20 protein-coding genes are annotated in these 20,021 nt (G+C 45.9%); 17 read left to right on the top strand and 3 right to left on the bottom strand.

Features of this window, described 5'->3' with window-relative positions:
- Window positions 1-33 precede the first annotated feature (33 nt).
- The 9 genes from OCV61_RS04715 to OCV61_RS04675 all read left to right on the top strand — a co-directional run bounded on the left by OCV61_RS04715 (window position 34) and on the right by OCV61_RS04675 (window position 9,714).
- Window positions 34-1,845, top strand: a complete 1,812-nt coding sequence (locus tag OCV61_RS04715) for a CHAP domain-containing protein (protein ID WP_164998203.1) — start codon at window positions 34-36, stop codon at window positions 1,843-1,845.
- 202 nt (window positions 1,846-2,047) lie between these two features.
- On the top strand, window positions 2,048-2,638 hold the full coding sequence (locus OCV61_RS04710; protein WP_015535507.1) for a TetR/AcrR family transcriptional regulator: 591 nt from the start codon (window positions 2,048-2,050) through the stop codon (window positions 2,636-2,638).
- Window positions 2,639-2,705: 67 nt separating this feature from the next.
- Entirely contained in the window at window positions 2,706-4,463 is a 1,758-nt protein-coding gene (locus tag OCV61_RS04705; protein WP_015535506.1) for an ABC transporter ATP-binding protein, read from the top strand.
- 1 nt (window position 4,464) lies between these two features.
- Window positions 4,465-6,189: an ABC transporter ATP-binding protein gene (locus OCV61_RS04700; protein WP_015535505.1), complete on the top strand. Its 1,725-nt coding sequence runs from the start codon at window positions 4,465-4,467 to the stop codon at window positions 6,187-6,189.
- 11 nt (window positions 6,190-6,200) lie between these two features.
- Complete coding sequence (locus OCV61_RS04695) at window positions 6,201-7,700, top strand: ABC transporter ATP-binding protein (protein WP_044932501.1); 1,500 nt, start codon at window positions 6,201-6,203, stop codon at window positions 7,698-7,700.
- Window positions 7,693-8,397 carry an energy-coupling factor transporter transmembrane component T family protein gene (locus OCV61_RS04690; protein WP_044932499.1) on the top strand — a complete coding sequence of 235 codons (705 nt, stop codon included), beginning with the start codon at window positions 7,693-7,695 and terminating at the stop codon, window positions 8,395-8,397. The genes OCV61_RS04695 and OCV61_RS04690 overlap by 8 nt, the downstream gene beginning before the upstream one ends.
- Window positions 8,398-8,411: 14 nt before the next feature.
- Window positions 8,412-8,999 (top strand): MptD family putative ECF transporter S component, encoded by a 588-nt coding sequence (locus tag OCV61_RS04685; protein WP_015535504.1) that lies wholly within the window; start codon window positions 8,412-8,414, stop codon window positions 8,997-8,999.
- A 38-nt stretch (window positions 9,000-9,037) separates the two neighbouring features.
- Complete coding sequence (locus OCV61_RS04680; protein WP_015535503.1) at window positions 9,038-9,409, top strand: metal-dependent transcriptional regulator; 372 nt, start codon at window positions 9,038-9,040, stop codon at window positions 9,407-9,409.
- Between the two features lie 116 nt (window positions 9,410-9,525).
- Window positions 9,526-9,714, top strand: coding sequence for a cysteine-rich KTR domain-containing protein (locus tag OCV61_RS04675; protein ID WP_465223582.1), 189 nt, complete (start codon window positions 9,526-9,528; stop codon window positions 9,712-9,714).
- 50 nt (window positions 9,715-9,764) lie between these two features.
- Here the strand turns inward: OCV61_RS04675 and OCV61_RS04670 are convergent, their stop codons facing one another.
- Window positions 9,765-10,097 carry a helix-turn-helix domain-containing protein gene (locus OCV61_RS04670; protein ID WP_049940538.1) on the bottom strand — a complete coding sequence of 111 codons (333 nt, stop codon included), beginning with the start codon at window positions 10,095-10,097 and terminating at the stop codon, window positions 9,765-9,767.
- A 514-nt stretch (window positions 10,098-10,611) separates the two neighbouring features.
- On the opposite strand from OCV61_RS04670, the gene OCV61_RS04665 reads away from it, so the two are divergent.
- The 5 genes from OCV61_RS04665 (at window position 10,612) to OCV61_RS04645 (ending at window position 15,110) form a co-directional block, all read left to right on the top strand.
- A complete protein-coding gene (locus tag OCV61_RS04665; RefSeq protein WP_044932497.1) occupies window positions 10,612-11,064 on the top strand; it encodes an RNA polymerase sigma factor in 453 nt (150 codons plus the stop codon).
- Between the two features lie 620 nt (window positions 11,065-11,684).
- Window positions 11,685-12,215 carry a type II toxin-antitoxin system PemK/MazF family toxin gene (locus OCV61_RS04660; RefSeq protein WP_015535501.1) on the top strand — a complete coding sequence of 177 codons (531 nt, stop codon included), beginning with the start codon at window positions 11,685-11,687 and terminating at the stop codon, window positions 12,213-12,215.
- Window positions 12,216-12,224: 9 nt separating this feature from the next.
- Window positions 12,225-12,461 carry a helix-turn-helix domain-containing protein gene (locus OCV61_RS04655; RefSeq protein WP_044933357.1) on the top strand — a complete coding sequence of 79 codons (237 nt, stop codon included), beginning with the start codon at window positions 12,225-12,227 and terminating at the stop codon, window positions 12,459-12,461.
- 61 nt (window positions 12,462-12,522) lie between these two features.
- A complete protein-coding gene (locus tag OCV61_RS04650) occupies window positions 12,523-13,755 on the top strand; it encodes a tyrosine-type recombinase/integrase (RefSeq protein ID WP_015535500.1) in 1,233 nt (410 codons plus the stop codon).
- 143 nt (window positions 13,756-13,898) lie between these two features.
- Complete coding sequence (locus tag OCV61_RS04645; RefSeq protein ID WP_015535499.1) at window positions 13,899-15,110, top strand: tyrosine-type recombinase/integrase; 1,212 nt, start codon at window positions 13,899-13,901, stop codon at window positions 15,108-15,110.
- Window positions 15,111-15,721: 611 nt separating this feature from the next.
- Here OCV61_RS04645 and OCV61_RS04640 read toward each other — a convergent pair.
- Both OCV61_RS04640 and OCV61_RS04635 read right to left on the bottom strand, forming a co-directional pair.
- Window positions 15,722-16,024, bottom strand: a complete 303-nt coding sequence (locus OCV61_RS04640; RefSeq protein ID WP_158420891.1) for a hypothetical protein — start codon at window positions 16,022-16,024, stop codon at window positions 15,722-15,724.
- A gap of 393 nt (window positions 16,025-16,417) precedes the next feature.
- Window positions 16,418-17,080, bottom strand: a complete 663-nt coding sequence (locus OCV61_RS04635) for a Crp/Fnr family transcriptional regulator (protein ID WP_158420890.1) — start codon at window positions 17,078-17,080, stop codon at window positions 16,418-16,420.
- 84 nt (window positions 17,081-17,164) lie between these two features.
- Here OCV61_RS04635 and OCV61_RS04630 point away from each other — a divergent pair, with 84 nt between their 5' ends.
- The 3 genes from OCV61_RS04630 to OCV61_RS04620 form a co-directional block, all read left to right on the top strand.
- On the top strand, window positions 17,165-17,875 hold the full coding sequence (locus tag OCV61_RS04630) for an ATP-binding protein (RefSeq protein ID WP_158420889.1): 711 nt from the start codon (window positions 17,165-17,167) through the stop codon (window positions 17,873-17,875).
- A gap of 19 nt (window positions 17,876-17,894) precedes the next feature.
- Window positions 17,895-19,490 (top strand): hydroxylamine reductase, encoded by a 1,596-nt coding sequence (hcp, locus tag OCV61_RS04625; RefSeq protein WP_262582687.1) that lies wholly within the window; start codon window positions 17,895-17,897, stop codon window positions 19,488-19,490.
- 282 nt (window positions 19,491-19,772) lie between these two features.
- The coding region (locus tag OCV61_RS04620) for a transposase (RefSeq protein ID WP_158420888.1) at window positions 19,773-20,021 on the top strand (249 nt) is incomplete at its 3' end.

Below are 20,021 nucleotides of genomic sequence, written 5' to 3'. Positions count from 1 at the left end.
GGGCGGCCCCGCCCGGGGAAGGAGGTGAAGCCCATGGGCAAGGGTATAAAAACAAGAGTTTCTGCGAAAAAAGGCATTAAAGCGATTGATAAAGCGGCGGTTGCTTCTGAACGGATGAAGGAGGCATATATCCGCACCAAGGATAAGGCCGACCACAGCCTGTATGCGGAGGAAAGCTCTCCTGGTGAATATGCGTCCGACCGCCTTTCCGCTGGGGTGGATAACGTCACCCATGAAGCGGTTCACCAGTTTGATAAACAGGGCCGCAGAGGGGTTCAGACGACTAAGGAGAATATCTCCCAGCTCAAGGAGAAAATCCAAAAGCGGAAAGCCGCAGCCGAACAGCCGAAAAAACAAGCGGAGAAACAGGCGGCTCAGCAGGCTGGGCAGCCCGCCACACGCTGGAGTGGCCGTCAGGCAGCCGATACGGTTTCCGAGCCGGCCAAGGCGGTCCGTCAGGAGCGCGGGGCCATCAAGACCCTGGACCGCGGCAAGAAAGGCATTAAGACAGTGGACAGGGGCCGAAAAAACATCAAGCAGGCTTCTTCCACGGCCAAGGGAACCATAAAAACCACCAGCAAATCCATTAAGACGGCGGAAAAGACTGCCAAGGCCAGTATCAAGACCAGCCAACAGGCGGCTAAAGCTGCCCAGCGGACTGCCCAGGCCACGGCGCGGGCGGCCAGGGCTGCAGCTCATGCCGCCCGCATAGCGGCTCGAACTGCGGTAGTTGCGGCAAAGGCAGCGGTCAAGGCTACGGTTGCGGCGGTGAAAGCCATCATTGCAGCCACCAAGGCGCTGATTGCCGCCATCGCTGCCGGGGGCTGGATCGCCGTGCTGGTAATTATTGTAATCTGCCTCATCGGTATGATTATCGGCTCCTGCTTTGGGATTTTCTTTTCCGGCGAGGATTCCGGCACCGGGCAGACCATGCAGACTGCTGTACAGGAGATCAATACAGATTACCAGGAGAACCTGGATGAGATCAAGACGTCCCACAGCTATGATGTGTTGGAGATGTCCGGTTCCCGCGCTGTGTGGAAAGAGGTATTGGCGGTTTACGCCGTCAAAACCACCACCGATTCGGACAACGCCCAGGAAGTGGCCACCATGGATGATGAGAAGCTAGAGCTGTTAAAGGACATCTTCTGGCAGATGAATGAGATCTCGTCCAGCACGTCCACCCAGACGGAAACAGTGATTGAAACATCCGATGACGGCAACGGCAATATCGTGGAAACGGAAACCACGGTCACGCAAACCTATCTGTATATCACTGTCAGCCACAAGACTGCGGAGGAAATGGCCAACCAGTTCGGCTTTAACGAGGACCAGCGGGAACAGATGGCGGAACTTTTAGCCGATGAGAACAATTCCCTTTGGTCCCAGGTGCTTTACGGCATTACCGGAGGGGATGGCGAAATCGTCACGGTGGCGCTCTCCCAGGTGGGCAATGTTGGCGGCGAACCGTACTGGAGCTGGTACGGCTTTGGCAGTCGTGTGGAATGGTGCGCCTGCTTTGTAAGCTGGTGCGCCAATGAGTGCGGTTATATCGAAGCCGGCGTGATCCCGAAGTTTGCGGCCTGCGCGTCCCAGGGTGTTCCCTGGTTCCAGGAGCGTGGGCTGTGGCAGGATAACAGCTATGAGCCGCGCCCCGGCGACATCATCTTTTTTGACTGGGATGATGGAGGCCAAGACGGTTCTTCCGACCATGTGGGGATTGTGGAGAAGGTGGAGAATGGCCGCGTCTACACCGTGGAGGGCAACTCTGGCGACTCCGTGCGACAGAACAGCTATCCCGTGGGATACTATGAGATTTACGGGTATGGCACACCTGCCTGTTAACAGCTCCAAAAAAGAAGAAGCCCAGCCGCACAGGCGGCTGGGTACATAATGATAATAACAAAAGCATCGTCCCCTTGACAGCAAGACAAAAATATGCTATTCTGATTTTGGTTTGATAATTAGATTATCTTAAATAAAGCGATTATCAGAGAAGGGAGAAAATATTTTGAGTTACTGTTCCGACTTGACAAGAGAGCGAATTATGGAATGTGCGAAAGTGGAATTCCTAAAAAAAGGCTTTCAGGCAACGCAGCTTAAAGATATTGTTACCGCTGCAAAGGTTACAACAGGTGCAATATATCGACATTTTAAGGATAAAGAAGCGTTGTTTTTTGCCTTAATCGAAGATGTTTACCATTATACATTAGATTTTCTGGATAATGCAGAACCTTACGATAAAGTTGGAATTAGAGAAGCTATTGAAAGGGATTCTGTTGAAGCGTCATATGTTCAGGCAATGACATATGTCAACTATATGTACGAGCATTTGGAGGAATTTCAACTCTTGCTGAAATGCAGCAAAGGTTCTCGCGTCGAAAACTTTATAGAAGAAATTACAATTCAATATACGAAACAGAATGCCCTATTTGTAAAGGCGGCATATGAAGCGGGATATGCGAAATGTCTGCCAAACGATATAGAAATACACATTTTGACGCATGGATATATTACTGCACTATGTGAGTGTGTTTTGCACGATGTTCCTTATAAAAAGGCGGAGGATTATGTAAAAAATATCATAAAATTCCAGCACTATGGCTGGTATGGTGTATTAGGGCTTCCACTAAAATAAGTGGCTTTTGCCATTTATTTTTTGCCAAATAGTTAGTTTTCGCTAACCTATTTAAGGAGGATTTTTCATGAAGAAAAAAACGAAACCTGGAGCAATTCAGCAATTGTTGAGTTATGCAGGAAATAATAAAAAGCAACTATATCTTTCAACCTTTCTTGCAACGCTGGGCGAACTATTCGGGATGGCCCCCTTTATTACAGTGTCATTATTAGTCGCGGAACTATTTAACAAAACAGCTACTATTCAAAATGTATGTATCTTGTTTGCAGTCGCTTTGGGCGGGCAAATATTAAAACTGTGGCTTACATATCAATCCTCTTTTATGTCGCATAAGGCTACATATAAAATATTGAAAAATATCCGTAGCAAAATCGCAGATAAAATGCTTCGGGTTCCAATGGGCGTCATGTTGGATACGCCGACCGGAAATTTCAAAAATTTGATGGCAGATACAGTTTCAAAATTAGAGGATTCGATGGCTCATTTTATGCCTGAAATAACCTCTAATGTAGTGGCTCCCCTATGCTGTATACTACTGGTATTTATTCTTGACTGGCGCATGGGATTAGCTGCATTGATTACAATTCCCCTCGGACTTTTGGGTTACATTGGAATGATGAACGATTATGTGAATAAAAGTACCACTTATATGAAATCACAAAATGCGATGAACAGTACGCTGGTTGAGTATGTAAATGGTATAGAGGTTATTAAGGCATTTAATCAAGGAAGTGCTTCTTATAGTAAATTTACAGGTGCAATTAACTTCTTCCATGACAGTACTCTGGCATGGTGGAAGCAGAGTTGGCTTTGGTCAGCAGTCATTCAGGCTGTAATGCCGACAACATTGTTGGGAACGCTTCCGATTGGCGCATGGCTTTATATGACTGGAACATTACCATTATCAGATTTTATCACTTGCATTATCCTTCCTATTGGATTTATTGCCCCGCTTATGCGAGTAGGAAAATATTCTGAACAATTTAATATGGTGAAAGCCTGCCTCGATCAAATACGGGATTTTATTGAAAAACCGGAACTGAAACGTCCAGAAAAAAATGTTGCACTGGATGAAACAGCCTATCGCTTTGAAAATGTTTCTTTCGCTTATAACGAGACGGAAGTTCTGAAGAATGTATCCTTTGAAATCAAACCAGGTACTGTTTCAGCAATTGTCGGCCCTTCCGGTTCCGGAAAATCAACGATTGCAAAACTCATGGCTGGTTTTTGGGACGCCACAAAAGGAAAAGTTATTTTTGGCGGAAAGAATATTAAAGAGATTCCTTTCGCACAGTTGATGGGTGAAGTCAGTTATGTTGCACAGGACAATTTTCTGTTCGATGAAAGTATCCGTGAAAACATCCGGCTCGGAAAACCGGATGCGACAGACGATGAGGTGGTAGCTGCTGCAAAAGCTGCCTGCTGTCATGAGTTTATTGTAAAGTTGGAAAACGGATATGATACAAATGCCGGAGACGCAGGAGGAAAACTTTCTGGCGGAGAACGTCAGCGAATTACTATCGCAAGGGCAATTCTAAAAAATGCAAGAGTAATTATTCTTGATGAGGCCACGGCCTATGCTGATCCAGAAAATGAGTATCTCATTCAAAACGCTATCAGTAAACTTGTAAAAGGAAAAACCCTCATCGTAGTAGCTCATCGTCTTGCGACCATCCAGAAGGCTGATCAAATCCTTGTGGTGGAAAATGGAAAGATTGTTGGCTGCGGCAGGCAGGAAGAGCTTTTATCAGAATGCCCACTTTATCAAAGATTATGGAGTGATTATGTGAGTTCAGCTGATCAAGTGGAAGGAGGGACATTTTAATATGTTTTCAATTATAAAAAGGATTTTACGGTTATCTGGGAAATATCGTCCCCGTGTAATTGCCGGACTGATCTTCAATGCTCTGAAATCCTGCTGCGCCGCCTTTGTATTTTTTGCTGTGCTATTGGTAATGTTGAATATCGAACACTTAACAGAGACTGTCATTTTACAGGCATTTGGAATTGTTGCACTTAGTGTTTTGGGCCGCTTTTTGTTTCAGTACCTAAGCGATGTGCTAATGAGTGCGTCTGGATATGAGATTTTCCGGGAAAAGCGTCTTGAGATTGGAAATCAGCTCAAAAGGGCACCAATGGGCTATTTTACAGAAAATAATCTCGGCACCGTACAAACAGTATTGACAACAACAATTTCCGATCTGGAAGGGAATTGTATGCTTGCACTAACATTTTTGGTAGGAGGTTTTGTACAGGCGCTTGCCATGACGCTAATGTTGGGTATATTTTGCTGGCAGATTGGGTTTTTGGCTTTAACAGGAATTTTAGCGGGAATTCTTGTACTGGGCCAGATAAAAAAGCGGGCCGGCGCGCATACGGAAGATATGCAAAATGCTCAGGAATTGTTGGTGGGAAGTGCATTAGAATACATAAAAGGCATTTCTGTTCTGCGCATATTCGGAAAAGGCAAAGAAGGAAAAGGAAAAGTGGATCAAGCCTTTGAAAATAAGTGTCGCAGCGATATAGCGGTTACAATTTCTACTGCCGGAATTATGAAGCTGTATGAAGCCGTATTTAAGATTACAAGTTGCCTGTTATTTTTATTGTCAGCTTTGCTCTATTTGTGGGGAGTTATCACATTGCCCTATTGCCTTTTATTTATCATCTGTGCATTTTTAATGTTCATGGAATTGGAATTGATGAATGACGGGGCCTTTTTGAGTAAAATGCTCGCTACGCAGTTGGATCGGCTGGATTTCATCTCAGATATACCGGTTTTAGATGGAGACGGAAAGGATATTGTCCTGAAATCATATGAGATTGAACTGAAAGATGTTATTTTCGCTTATGACAGCCGTCCGGTTTTAGATGGAATCACCTTGAAAATCCCACAGAACTCTACTTGTGCTATCGTTGGGCCGTCAGGTTCAGGGAAAACAACTTTGTGTAATATGATTGCAAGATTTTGGGACGTAAATTCTGGAAGTGTTAAAATTGGAGGACACGATGTAAAAGAATTTACTTGTGATAGCCTTTTATCATATGTAAGTATGGTATTCCAAAAGGTGTATCTGTTTAATGATACGATTGAAAATAACATCAAATTCGGAAAACCTAACGCGACCCATGCGGAGGTGGTAGAGGCCGCTAAAAGGGCCCGCTGCCATGATTTTATAGAGGCGCTCCCACAAGGCTATGAAACAATGATAGGAGAAGCAGGTTCCACTTTGTCTGGGGGAGAAAAACAGAGAATTTCAATAGCAAGGGCGATATTGAAAGACGCGCCCATCGTTATTTTGGATGAAGCGACATCCAGCGTAGACCCGGAAAATGAAAAAGCTCTTTTGGACGCAATTTTTGAATTGACGAAAAATAAAACACTAATTTCTATCGCTCACAGGTTGTCTACTGTTCGGACGGCAGATCAAATTATTGTCATTGATCAAGGCCATATTGTTCAAAAGGGAACCCATAAGGAATTAGCAGAAAAAGAAGGGATTTATCGTACTTTTTTGAAGTGCAGGGAGAAATCCATCAGTTGGAAGCTATGAGGTGTGTTGCCATGAAAAAACAATTTCCAATTATATCTTTTGAACATGCCTCTTTTCAGTATGAAGGACAGTCTCAGGAAAGTCTAAAGGATGTAAAGCTTATCATAAAATCGGGAGAATTTCTTGTTATTACTGGGCAGAGCGGATGTGGAAAGACCACATTAACCAGGTGTATCAATAATTTGATTCCCCGCTTTTTTGAAGGCAGATTATCCGGCGAAGTCATTGTATTGGGACGTTCCATAAAAGAATCGGACGCCGGTGAGGCTGGCAAAGAGATTGCTTCAATTTTTCAAGATCCCCGCAGTCAATTTTTTACTACAAACAGTTCCAGCGAAGTTGCATTTGCCTGCGAAAACTATGGAATTCCACATAAAGAAATCGTTAAACGTGTTAACAGCGCCTTTCAGTCACTGAATATGGAGAACCTAAAAGACAGAGATATTTTTGCCCTGTCCAGTGGAGAAAGGCAAAAAGTTGCTTTTCTCGCAGCGACTACTCTTAATCCACAAATTTATGTTCTGGATGAGCCTTCGGCTAATTTAGACATTCATACAATCTTACAGGTAAGAGAGATTCTTTCTGCTTTGAAAGCCGCTGGACACACGATTATTGTTTCAGAACACAGATTGTTTTACTTATACGGACTCGCAGATCGCTTTTTAATTATGGAGGATGGTCAAATCTGCGAAGAATTAACAGGTGAGGAAATGGCAGAATTATCTGCTGTCCAAATGCACAACAGAAGGCTTCGCCCGTTAAATTTGGATTTAATACAAATAGAAAGGAAAGAATCTATTTGCCGCTCGGAAGTATTTCTCCAAATTAGAAATTTGAGCTTTTCGCATAAAGCCATGCCGGAACTTCTTCACAACATTTCATTAGAAGCCTACAAAGGCGAAACGATTGCCTTGATTGGAGAAAATGGTTGCGGGAAAACAACATTGGGGAAAATCTTGTCTGGCTTGATTCGCTGCCGCCAAGGTGCGTTTTACATTGATGGAAAGAATGTGAAGCAACAAAAATTATCCGACTATGTGTACTTTGTTATGCAGGAGGCAGATCACCAGCTTTATACAGACAGTGTGACGGAGGAATTGAGGTTAGGAAACAAAAGGATTCCAAGCATAGATGAAAAAGTGTCTCAAATTTTGAAAATGCTCCATCTGGAAAACTTCAAAGACTGCCATCCGTATGCTTTATCAGGCGGTCAAAAACAGAGACTGACAATAGGAGCGGCAATGCTTTCGGAAAAACCAATCATCGTTTTGGATGAACCAACAAGCGGGTTAGACTGGGATAATATGTGCGCTGTTGCCAATGCTGTTAATTATATGCGTGAGGCTGGAAAGCTGGTCTTTATTATTACGCATGATCTGGAGTTTATCAGCCTGACCGCCTCGCGCGCTTTGCTTTTGAAGGAAGGGATTATTAAAGATGATTTACAAATGACGGAACAAAACAATTTCAAAATCGTAAAGAATTTTATGGTGGAGGAAGGTGGTGAATAAATTGAGAAAGCATGGAGTATATTACGATTCTCGCATAAAACTTCTGTTGATTCTATTGACATCAGCTTTGGCGTTTGCTTTGGGTGGAGGCTTAACAGGCTTGTTACTCTTTGGCGTCGTTTGCCTGTTTGCTTTGCTAAGTGGACTTTGGAAAACAAGTATCAAAGTTGCAATAGTTTATATAGTTCTGCTTATGTTGGCGCAAGTCCTTCCAATTCATTTATCTTCCGTGATAACATTCTTTTTACTAAGAATTTTGACTATTGCACTTGCTTTGAATATTCTATTTCAGACTACGGAAATATCGGAATTGATAGCAGCGCTTCAGGCAAGTCATATCCCTCAAGCAATTGTGATACCAGTGGCTATCATATTGAGATTTCTTCCATCTTTGAAACAAGATGTGCTTTATATAAAACAAGGGATGAAAACGAGGGGCGTGGGATTGTCTTTTTGGAGAATAGTAAGTCATCCGGCGCAGACATACGAAGGCTTTTTAGTCCCTATACTTATGCGCCTTCTGATGACGGCGACAGAATTATCCGCATCAGCGGAAACGCGAGGCATCAGCTATCCTTGTGAAAAAACTCACTATATATTAGTTGATTTCCGCTTAAGAGATAGTATTTTGTTGATAGGTATGCTTGCTCTTTTTGCGGTTATCATATGGACATCGTTCCAACCAATATCATTTTAAGGAGGATTTATTTCATGCAAACCGAAAACAAAAAAGGATTTCAAGTAAAGGATTTGATCGTCACAGCTCTTTTATCTTTGTGCGCACTTGTTATCTATATCATTTGTGCGTTCCTATCTTTTTCTCCCTACACGATGTTAGTGGTAAGTCCATTGTGGTCATTATTGGCAGCTATTACATATTTCCTTGTAGCAGCTAAGACTAAGAAACCGTGGGCACTGTTCATTTTTTGTGCGGTAACAGGCATTTATGGATTTTATCCGCCCATGATAATTTGCTGCATTATTGCTGGCATTATTTCTGCGTTGATCGCGTGGAAAACAGGTTGCACTAATGGAAAAACACTTACGTTCAGTTATATCATTTATATGGTTTTAGCAGCATTCAGTGGTACATATATTCCCTTCTTGTTTTTCTCAAATCAAACACTTGAGCAGTATGCGGGAATGTTTGGCGAAAGTTATTTGGGAATTTTGCAAACGTTAGTATCACCTGTAACAGCTATCATAATGCTTGTCGTTGTTGCAATTTGCGCCTTTGTTGGCGCGCTCATCGCTAAGAAACTGCTCAAGAAGCATTTCAAAAAAGCAGGTATGGTGTAAATGAAGTAATTATATGTGTCAGAAGGAGGTGTACCATTATGCCCTTAACATCATCTATGGAGGACTATTTAGAGGCAGTTTTAATAGTAGCTAAAAAACAAATTGAGGTGCGCTCTGTTGATATAGCTCGACAATTAAATGTTAGCAAACCAAGCGTCTGGCGGGCAATGACTGTCCTAAAAGATGGTGGTTTCCTTACAATGGATGATCACAGTTTTCTTTTACTCACAGATTTAGGACAAGAAACAGCCAAGAAAATCTATGAGCGTCACTGTTTTTTTACTGAACAGCTTATCGCCGCAGGTATTGACCCCAAGACTGCGGAGGCCGACGCCTGCCGGATTGAACACAACATCAGCGACGAAAGTTTCTCACGGCTGAAAGAGACAGCAACACAGAAACAAGATTAACCTGGATAAATTTTTAATGGCTAACTTATGGGAGGAAAAATGAAGATTAAATAGAAAAGACACGCCGACGGGCTTGCAGAGTAGCAAGTCCTCAGCCATGTCTTGGAAACAAGAGAATGGAGGTGGTTCCCATGCAGCAAACAGAATGGGTTTATTGTCCCGTCTGCGGGAATAAAACCCGTGATCGAATCAGGGAGGATACGGTTTTAATCAATTATCCTCTCTACTGCCCGAAGTGCAAACGAAAGAGCTTGATTCAGGCGAAACAGCTACACATCGTTGTCATCAAAGAGCCAGACGCATAGACGCAGAGCCGATGAACCCGTGAGAATTTCCCACGGACATCGGCTCTTTTTCACTCTTTGGGCTGGCTATCCAAGGCCGCTCTAACTGTCGCCTTGATGATCTGCATAGAACGCTCATCGCAGTTATACAGCATACGGACAAGGCTTTCCATTTCAGAATCCTCAATCTTCTTTTCCGGGAAGAAAATCTGATCGGGTAAAATGGACAGCTCCCGAATCAGCTTGTACAGGATGTCGTAGCTGGGCTTTTTGCCTTCGTTCTCGATACGATATATAAATCTCTCGCCTACTCCGACCTTGGCTGCCAGATCTTCGACCGTAATATCTGCTTTCATGCGGGCATTCTTGATGATCTCGCCAAGCATTTCATGTTCATTCTGCACTTTCAGTTCACCTCTCCTTCTATTTTACGGATTTATGCCAGATTTATAATGGCATAGCAGTTCAAATTTTAGAGAACTGATAGTGCGGATAAAAGTGAACTGACCAGGATCGTATAACTGGCCCTGTCAATAAAAAAAACGAGGTTTTGGCAGGTTGGTTTGTCATGCCCATCCCTCCAGACCACGTTTTGGCCTGGAGGGATATTTCATGCGTTGGTCATCCTTCGCACCGCTGCTTATTAGAAGCAGCGAGTATGATTCTATGTCGTAGGCCGCCTGCTTGACGGTGTACGGTCAAAAAAACTTCCCGTTTTTCAGCGGGATACTATGCCCTTCGCACTGAACCATCATGCCATGATTTATACGAACTAAAAAGAAACGCACTTGCTGTTTGGGGGAATACCCCATTCTGCAGGTGCGTTTTTCAATATAGAGAAACCCCATTTTCACGTTGTAGGGGACCGCCGGCCAGTCTGAATTTCTCGCAATTCAGACTGATCGGAGGGAAAACAGCGTGGACGCTGATAAAAAAAGAATATGGATTCGCGGCCAATTTGTCGAGGTCACGGATGAAGTGTACCGGGCCTATATGCAGGGCGACCGGAAAATGCGCTATTTTGAGAACGATTTGAAAACCGAGCGGTTCGTTCTCGGAAAGGAGGGCCAAGTGGTGCAGATCATCCCCAGCCGCGAAGATTCTTTGGACCGGCTGGTGGATGAAAATGCCCGGCAATTCTCCGATGAGCAGGAAAGCGTGGAGAGCGTGGTGCTCCACAAGCTGGAAGTGGACAGGCTACATACCGCGCTTTCCCTGCTTACCCCAGAAGAACGTGCGCTGATCCAGGCATTATTCTTTGATGAGCGCAAGGAGAGCGAGCTGGCGGTGGAACTCGGCATTTCTCAGCCCGCCGTTTATAAGAGGAAAATGAAAATCCTCAAAAAGCTAAAAATTTTTCTGGAAAAATAAGTTTTAGCGGTTATAGAACCTCTCACCCAACGGCAAATAGGGTGAGAGGTTCTTTTTATGGCCTCATGGCACCTTGAAAACTGCATACCCATTCATCAGGCACATTCCCGCTGCTTTGGCGAAAGCCAAAGCCCAGGTAGCGGCTGCGCAGTGATCTGCCGGGAGAAAACAACGAGACACCACCGAAAAAAGAGATTGTAGGTCTTTGGTTTGTTCTTCCAGGCAAGGAGCGAGAAACAGCAGGCTGCCAGTACCGGGCGGCTCCCGGTACGGCCATAACCAGCAGCGGGGACAATGATACTCCCGTCCAGCCTAACGTCCGAGCGTTGAAGCGGTTTGCCGCCGTGATCCGTCGCAGGCAATGGGGGCGGTTGCGTGAGAACCACGCGAGGGGTGAGATTCCCCGTGGAGCTGGTGAGCCGCCAGCCGTTTGATGACTTCCCGCAGTGTTCCGGGGTGTCGAGGACAAATAGGAACACTTTGAAATACGGGCCGTACAGCAGGACGGGCCAATGAAAACAGGAGGATTGTTTTATCTCTCCCTGGCCTTCATTCTGTTCTGCTGTCCGGCTCTACATAGGCGGCACCTGCCGCCTGCATTTCAAAGGGAGGTCATAGACATGAATAAGACATATCTGCGCGGCGATATGTACTATGCCGATCTGGGCCGGGGAATCGGCTCCGAACAGGAAGGGTATCGCCCTGTCCTTATTATTCAGAACGATACTGGAAACAAGCACAGCCCCACGGTCATTGTGGCAGCCATATCCAGCAAAGTGGACGCCAAGGCCAAGCTGCCCACTCATTACCTTCTCAAAGCAGAGAACGGCCTGGAGCTGCCTTCTCTGGTGCTGATGGAGCAGCTCCGCACCATTGATAAAAGACGGCTGGAAACGTACATCGGACATCTGGAGGAACAGCATATCCGCCGGCTCAACCGCGCTCTGGCAGTCAGCGTGGGATTGATTGAAGAAACGTCGAAAAATTTAATCATGTGCCTTTGTCCGGCCTGTGCCAATAACTTCTACGGCACAGGCTCTTATTATTTGCGCCGGGTCCACCCTGGCCGGGTGGAAAAGGACATCTGCACCTACTGCGGCCAGCGGCCCGGTTTTGATTATGAAGTAGTAAAAAAGAAGGAAAGGAAGTGAAGATTGGATATGGAAAAGCTGATTACTCGTAAGGAGGCGGCAAAACTGTTGGGAATCAGCCTTGCCACCTTGGATGAAGCCAGAAACAGCGGTTTGATTTCCTATATTCAATATGTACCGAATGGGTGCGTATATTTCACTTCTGCCTACCTTCAGGAATATGTTGCTAAATGCACCTATCGGGCAAAACCTGTGGAAAAGAAAGCAACCTACCGAAATGTGCGAGGAAACAAATCGCACCTTTGAGCAAATCGTGCGGTTTTGGTAAAACAAAGATACAACACCGATTGCATTTGGAGGTAGAAAAATGGCAGCAAAAAGAAAACGAATTCCCAGGTACAGCAAAGTCCAGATAAATGGGCATGAGTATTACAAAACAGATATTGAGGACGCAGATGGCAAACGGGTGATTCTTTACGGAAAAACCCGCGAGGAAGTTTACGACAAGGAAATGGCGGCTCTTGAGCAAATCGACAACGCCACATTCCGGCGTAAATCCCCCACGGTCGCCGAGTATTGTGAAAAGTGGCTTCTGATGCAGTCCGTCCATATCCGTGCCACCACATTGATTGATTATACATCCAAGGTGCGGCGGCATATTATCAAGGAGCTGGGTGAGAAACGAATGGCCGATGTAACCCTGGATGACATCCAGGTTGCCCTTGTGCCAGTCTCTAAAAAGTCGGCTTCAGTATATAAGTCCGTGGTAATCCTCTACAAGTCTATTTTCCGGGCGGCCAAGGAGAGCCATGTGATTGATACAAACCCGACGATATACCTTGAGGCAAAAGGCGGAGGCGTTCCGCAGGAGGAGCGGCAGGCTTTGACGGATGAACAGGTAGAACGGCTTTTGGACGCCATTCGTGGGTTGCCGCCCTATGTATTTGTGATGATTGGCCTGTATGCCGGGCTGCGGCGGGAAGAAATCCTTGCACTGCAATGGGATTCGGTATATCTGGATACAGATGCGCCGTATTTGACGGTCCGGCGGGCGTGGCACACGGAACATAATAGGCCGGTCATTCTCACAGAGTTAAAAACGAAGGCTGCGGAGCGGAATATCCCTCTCCCGGATCGTTTGGCAGAGTGCTTGAAAGCGGCAAAGAAAAAATCGACATCAGACTATGTAATTGCCAACCAGGATGGAGAGCCGTTGTCTTATACGCAGTTTAAGCGGCTTTGGCAGTATATCGTGACACGGACAGCAAAACCGAGGATAGCTCGCAAACTTGTGGACGGGAAATATGTGAAGTATATGCTTTACCCGAAGCTGGGTGAAAAAGCACGGAACAATGGTCATGTGGTATATAGCTTGGATTTTGAGGTTACGCCACACATGCTTCGTCATACCTACATCACAAATTTGATTCATGCTTCGGTAGACCCGAAAACAGTTCAATACTTGGCTGGCCATGAGAGCAGTAAGATCACGATGGACATTTATGCGAAGGTAAAGTACAACAAGCCGGAGCAACTGGCAGGAGTTTTAAGCGGAGCCTTTGCAGAATGGGATGGCGGTGAATACGAAGCGGCACAATAATTTGACGGAAAACGTACAAAGGGCGGGGAGTGTTCCCCGCCCTTTGCGTTTCCCAGAATCGCACCTTTGATAGAGCCATGATTTTTCAGTATAAAGAAGGTATCGGCGCTGAAATACATATTAAATAGAAAGGAACTGAAATCATGGCGAAAAAACAAGAAAATGTTCCCCGGTATGGCACTGCCATGCGGAGGGGGATTCAATATTACAGGACTCGGATCACCGATGCCGATGGAAAAAGGGTGGACTTGTATGCTGAAACCTGCGAGGAACTCCAGTTAAAGGAGATGGAGGCTCGACGCCAGGTAGAGGAGGCGGTTTTCCGCAGAAAACATCCAACGGTGGCAGAGTATTGCGAGAAGTGGTTGCTCATGCAGTCGGCAAAGGTATCTTCCGGCACGTTGAGAGGATATACCCAGACCATGAACAACTATATTGTCAAACCTTTAGGCGATATGTATCTTGAGGATGTGACTGCAGACGATATTCGGCTTGCGATGATTCCATTGGCTTCAAAATCTGCTGGATTGTATAGTAAGGTAAATATGCTCCTGAAATGTGTCTTTTATTCGGCAGAGCGAAGCCAGTTACTTGAATATAATCCCTGTGAGGGACTCTCGGCCAAAGGGGGAAAACCGGGGAAAAAGATAAATGCCTTGACGGATGAGCAAGTGAAGCTACTTTTAGATACTGTCCGAGGGCTTCCGCCCTATACCTTTATAATGATCGCTTTATATTCCGGCCTGCGTCGTGAAGAAATTCTGGGACTGCAATGGGACTGCGTATTTCTGGATGTTCCTACGCCGTACATCTCTGTACGGAGGGCATGGCGCTCAGAACATAACAGGCCGGTGATTTCCACAACGCTGAAAACGAAGGCGGCTCGGAGAGATATTCCGATCCCAAAGTGTTTGACAGACTGCCTGCGGGAAGTGAAAGAGAAAACCGAATCGGAATATGTGGTTGCTGACAGAAATGGAAATCCTCTTTCATCTTCGCAGTTTCAGCGGGTATGGAAATATGTAACCGTTCGCTCTACGAAACCCCATAACTATTATAAGTATGTAAATGGCCAGTGCGTGAAGTGTACGGTAACGCCTACCCCTGGCAGTCATCAGAAAAATAACCCGAAGTTAGTGTATGCCATTGACTTTGATGTAACCCCACATCAACTTCGTCACACCTATATTACTAACCTGCTGTATGCAGGCATTGACCCAAAAACTGTTCAATATCTTGCCGGGCATGAAAACAGTAAGACGACTATGGACATTTACGCGCAGGTGAAGTATAATAAACCGGAGGAACTTCTGAGTGTTGTAAATGCTGCATTTGCTCCATCTGTTGGTGTCTAAAATGCCCCCATTTTTATGATTAAATACTGGGGCAACATTTGAGGGCAGAGGCCAAAAAGCCCATAAAATCAAGGAAAACCGGCGCTAAACTGTACGCCAATACGGTCTCAAAGCCGCTCGTCGCGCTCCGCAGTTCAGCAAGCGATAATTTCAGTTCTCAAAGAGATAATCAAAAGAACGATCAAAACGTATACAAAACCTCAGAAACCTTGTGTTTCTGGGGTTTTTCTTTACCCATGCATCCCAGTGAGATGCTCAAAAACGTGGTGGAACTTTGTGGATATGTAGCGCGTATGCATCACGTATGCAGCAAAAATCACAGCAACTATGTGGTCGGATTTTTGATGAAACAGAGAGGTATAAGAAAAGCAGATACGAGTAAGATTTTTATACTCCTGATATCTGCTTTTTTCTGTTTACATACCTTCCTCTCTATTTTCTCTATCCTCCACAATTTTGTTTACGGCATCGATCAAGATCCGAACATCAAGATGCGTGTAGACACGTTCTGTAAGAGTCATTGCTCCGGAATGTCCGACAATCTTCCAGATGGACATTTTCTTTCTTAAGATCCAGAAATTCGCTGATACGGCAGCCTTTGTAAAGAAGCATCAGAACAATCTGATAATAGGGATCCTCCTGCATAGTCCATACACGTTCAACTTCTTCTTTGCTGAATTTGTTGCGGTCAAGTTTGTTTGGATTACGATCCTTATATTTTGCAACATCGACATATGTAGAATAATCTTTGTTGCAGATACATATTTCAAAGCATATCCGATGATAATATAATTCTGTTTCTTTGTCCCTTTTTCCGGATCAAGTATATATCCGTCTGTTTTTCTTACAACCCAGGGATTTCGTCTTTTCCCTGACATTTTGGTTACACTTCCATAACCATTTGGTAATTTCATAAATAATAGCCTCCTTCTTATCGCATACAGCGATTCTTGGGAGCCTAAAATCCAAACTGTTCATCTAATAAAGCGTTTCTTCTTTTGATTCGCTCATCTTCTGTCAATTCCTCGACTTCTTTTTCTGAAAGCGTTGTGCTGGCATAATAGGCGAGCGTTTCACATCAGTGGAAAAGCCTAATTCTTTCAACTGATCTAAATAGAAGAGAAACTGCATCACATATGATACTGCTGTCAGAGTGCCAATAACTTGGCCACGAAAGTCATCTTTGACAAATATTTGGATTGTTGTAATTGTCTTGATGTTGATAGCTACGCTTGTCCAACCAGCGATAAACTTAAGTATGCAAAAAGCCATAACTGTGAGGATATCCCTTTACTGGAATTAAGGCGTTATAACCGCAAGACAAAATGGTTCTTGTGATAATCGAGGAGACCATCCTTTTTCATCTTTCCAAGCTCCAGCGACAGTCCGCTACGCTCAACGCCAAGATAATCCGCAAGCTGCTGTCTTGAAAAAGGAATGTCAAATTCGTATTTTCCGAGTCGCTGTGCTTCTGCGGAAAGGTAGGACATGATCTTTGCCCGCGTGGTACGCTGTCCCATATGCGTGAGTTTTTCGTTAAACCGCAGATTTTTCTCGGCAAGTTCACTGAGAAGATTTCGGATTACTCGGCTGTGATGTGAGCATGCAGACGGGCACACATTTAGGATGCGCTTTACATTCAAAAACATTACGGTGACAGGCGTTTCCGCTATGACGCTTACATTCAGTCTGGAACCTGGAGCGCAGGCATAGACGGCAGCAAAGGTCTGTCCCGGTCCGGCTTTTGAAAGGATATTCCAGTTTCCCCAAATATCCTCCTGTATAATCAGTACACTTCCCGACAGCACAATACCGATCGAACCTACCGTATCACCGGCGCGCAGCACAAAAGCTTTCTTTGGAAAATCCTCTTTTCTTGTGCCAAGACAGGACAGCATGGATGTAAGCTCATTCTCGGAAATGCCGGAGAAAAGCTGAGATGACCGAAGAATGGATAAAAAATCTTTCATAAAAATCCTCTCTCGTTGAAAATTCAACCGACTTGTTGATTGTATTATAGTATAGTATGCTTAAAAAAGCAAGGAGGCACGGTTATGAAAAGAAGAATTATTGAGATCGATCAAGATAAATGCAACGGCTGCGGTGCCTGTGCTGCCGCTTGCCACGAGGGCGCTATCACCATGGTGGACGGCAAGGCAAAGCTGATGCGGGACGATTACTGTGACGGTTTGGGTGACTGTCTGCCCACTTGTCCCACCGGGGCGATCTCCTTTGTGGAACGTGAAGCTGCTGCATATGATGAACAGGCGGTACTCGCCAATAAACAGAAAAAGATGCAGCAGGAGGGGATGCACCTTCACGGTGGCTGCCCCGGAACACGGATGAAAACCATGCAGCACACAGAGCCGTCCGGCGCTACGGCTACTCCCGCCCAGGTGCAAAGCCGTCTTTCCCAGTGGCCGATACAAATCAAGCTGGTTCCCGTGAATGCGCCTTATTTTGGCGGTGCAAAGCTGCTTATTGCTGCCGACTGCACAGCTTACGTCTATGCCGCTTTCCACGAGCGGTTCATTAAGGGACATATCACTTTGGTGGGCTGCCCGAAGCTCGACAGCGTGGACTATTCGGAAAAACTCACCGAGATCATTCGCAATAACGACATCAAGAGCGTAACCATCGTGCGCATGGAGGTTCCCTGCTGCGGTGGACTGGAGTATGCAGCGAAAACCGCTTTGCAGAACAGTGGAAAATTCATTCCGTGGCAGGTTATGACCATTTCCACGGACGGAAATATACTTGATTAAAGAAAGAGAGGCTTTCAAGATGGATAACAAGATGTTTTGCTTTCAGTGTGAACAGACAGTGGGCTGCACCGGCTGCACCGGGAAGGCCGGTGTCTGCGGCAAGACCGCCGATGTGGCGAAACTTCAGGACGAGCTGACGAGCGCACTCATCGGGCTGGCCAGAGCCACAGACGGCGATACCCCGGTCAACGCCGACACATGGCGGCTGATGATCACGGGGCTGTTCACCACTGTCACCAATGTGAACTTCAACGAAAAGACAATCCGCGAGCTGATCGACCGTGTACACGCGGAAAAGGAACGGCTGGTACCAAACTGCTCCAGCTGCAGCTCTCGTTGTGGGCGGAATGATGATTACGATATGAATTTGCTCTGGAACGCGCAGGAAGATGTGCGCAGTCTCAAGTCACTCATTCTTTTCGGGGTGCGGGGCATGGCAGCCTACGCCCATCACGCCATGGTGCTGGGCTATGCCGATGAAGCCGTGAATCGCTTCTTCGCTAAGGCGCTCTTTGCCATTGGCGAGGATTGGGACATGGACGAGCTGCTGCCTATCGTGATGGAGGTTGGTGAGAAAAATCTCAAGTGCATGGCACTTCTGGACAAAGCCAACACCGAAAGCTATGGAACGCCCACGCCTGTTACCGTACCCCTGACAGTGGAAAAGGGACCGTTCATCGTCATCTCCGGACATGACCTCCACGATCTCAAGCTCCTTCTGGAGCAGACCGAAGGCAAGGACGTCAACATCTACACTCACGGCGAAATGCTTCCCGCTCACGGCTATCCTGAGCTGAAAAAGTATTCCCACCTCAAGGGCAATTTCGGCACAGCATGGCAGAACCAACAGAAGGAATTTGCGGAGCTTCCCGCGCCGGTGCTGTTCACCACCAACTGTCTGATGCCGCCAAAAGCAAGCTATGCTGACCGTGTGTTCACCACGGCGGTGGTATCTTACCCCGAAATGATGCACATCGGAGAGGACAGGGACTTTACCCCGGTGATTGAGAAGGCTTTGGAACTGGGCGGTTACTCCGAGGACAAGCCTTTCACCGGCATTAACGGCGGCAACGCGGTCCTGACTGGTTTTGCCCGCAGCACAGTGCTTGGCGTGGCAGATCGGGTCATCGAGGCTGTCAAGTCCGGCGCAATCCGGCATTTCTTCTTGGTTGCCGGTTGCGACGGTGCACGGCCCGGCCGCAACTACTATACAGAGTTTGTCAAGCAGACGCCTGCCGATACCGTAGTGCTGACCCTTGCCTGCGGCAAATACCGTTTCAACGACCTTGACCTCGGCACCATCGGCGGTCTGCCCCGTCTGATGGATGTCGGACAGTGCAACGACGCTTACAGCGCTATTCAGATTGCCATTGCCCTTGCCGATGCTTTCGGTTGCGGTGTAAACGATCTGCCGCTGTCTATGGTGCTCTCTTGGTACGAGCAAAAAGCTGTGTGCATCCTGCTGACGCTGCTGTACTTGGGGATCAAGAATATCCGCCTTGGCCCCACGTTGCCGGCGTTCGTTTCGCCCAATGTGCTGAACTATCTCGTAGAGAACTTCGGAATTGCCCCCATCACTACGCCGGAAGAGGATCTGAAGCATCTCCTCAAATAACATCGCTGTTCAGGGCATATACGGGTAAGTACTACTTGCTTCTCGTCTCCGTCTTTTGCCCAGTAGCCAAGCGGCTAACGGTTTATATTGACCCTTTTCTTAATAACTGCGCTGGTGTCACAGCAAGACCGTTACAATCGGCCTTGCGGCGCGGAACGGCGGCCTTGAAATATTACATTTCAAGCCGCCGCAGACTGTAGACAAAGCCCTGCTTTTGCAGGGTTTTGCTATTGTTGGAACCACTTTTCTGATATAATAAATATCAGAAGGGCGGTGTTTTTTATGATGACGAAAAATACAGATAAAAAAAGAGAACAAATGATGATGTTTTCCATGGATGACATGGTACCTCAAAACCATATGCTGCGATTAATTGATAGGGCAATCGATTGGAATTTTATTTATGATCTGGTTGAAGAAAAATACTGTCCGGATAACGGCCGTCCCAGTATGGATCCCGTCATGCTGATAAAGATACCATTCATTCAGTATCTCTATGGGATAAAAAGCATGCGTCAGACCATGAAAGAG

Source organism: Blautia ammoniilytica (assembly GCF_025566965.1).
In the GTDB taxonomy this organism is placed as follows: Bacteria; Bacillota; Clostridia; order Lachnospirales; family Lachnospiraceae; genus Blautia_A; species Blautia_A ammoniilytica.
The sequence above is the reverse complement of the archived record's forward strand: the minus strand, read 5'-3'. Positions and strand labels throughout refer to the sequence as shown.

Coding starts and splice junctions, on each gene's coding strand:
- OCV61_RS04715 (WP_164998203.1), top strand. CDS start 34: ATGGGCAAGGGTATAAAAACAAGAGTTTCTGCGAAAAAAGGCATTAAA.
- OCV61_RS04710 (WP_015535507.1), top strand. CDS start 2,048: ATGGAATGTGCGAAAGTGGAATTCCTAAAAAAAGGCTTTCAGGCAACG.
- OCV61_RS04705 (WP_015535506.1), top strand. CDS start 2,706: ATGAAGAAAAAAACGAAACCTGGAGCAATTCAGCAATTGTTGAGTTAT.
- OCV61_RS04700 (WP_015535505.1), top strand. CDS start 4,465: ATGTTTTCAATTATAAAAAGGATTTTACGGTTATCTGGGAAATATCGT.
- OCV61_RS04695 (WP_044932501.1), top strand. CDS start 6,201: ATGAAAAAACAATTTCCAATTATATCTTTTGAACATGCCTCTTTTCAG.
- OCV61_RS04685 (WP_015535504.1), top strand. CDS start 8,412: ATGCAAACCGAAAACAAAAAAGGATTTCAAGTAAAGGATTTGATCGTC.
- OCV61_RS04680 (WP_015535503.1), top strand. CDS start 9,038: ATGCCCTTAACATCATCTATGGAGGACTATTTAGAGGCAGTTTTAATA.
- OCV61_RS04675 (WP_465223582.1), top strand. CDS start 9,526: ATGGAGGTGGTTCCCATGCAGCAAACAGAATGGGTTTATTGTCCCGTC.
- OCV61_RS04660 (WP_015535501.1), top strand. CDS start 11,685: ATGAATAAGACATATCTGCGCGGCGATATGTACTATGCCGATCTGGGC.
- OCV61_RS04655 (WP_044933357.1), top strand. CDS start 12,225: ATGGAAAAGCTGATTACTCGTAAGGAGGCGGCAAAACTGTTGGGAATC.
- OCV61_RS04650 (WP_015535500.1), top strand. CDS start 12,523: ATGGCAGCAAAAAGAAAACGAATTCCCAGGTACAGCAAAGTCCAGATA.
- OCV61_RS04645 (WP_015535499.1), top strand. CDS start 13,899: ATGGCGAAAAAACAAGAAAATGTTCCCCGGTATGGCACTGCCATGCGG.
- OCV61_RS04640 (WP_158420891.1), bottom strand. CDS start 16,024: ATGAAATTACCAAATGGTTATGGAAGTGTAACCAAAATGTCAGGGAAA.
- OCV61_RS04635 (WP_158420890.1), bottom strand. CDS start 17,080: ATGAAAGATTTTTTATCCATTCTTCGGTCATCTCAGCTTTTCTCCGGC.
- OCV61_RS04630 (WP_158420889.1), top strand. CDS start 17,165: ATGAAAAGAAGAATTATTGAGATCGATCAAGATAAATGCAACGGCTGC.
- hcp (WP_262582687.1), top strand. CDS start 17,895: ATGGATAACAAGATGTTTTGCTTTCAGTGTGAACAGACAGTGGGCTGC.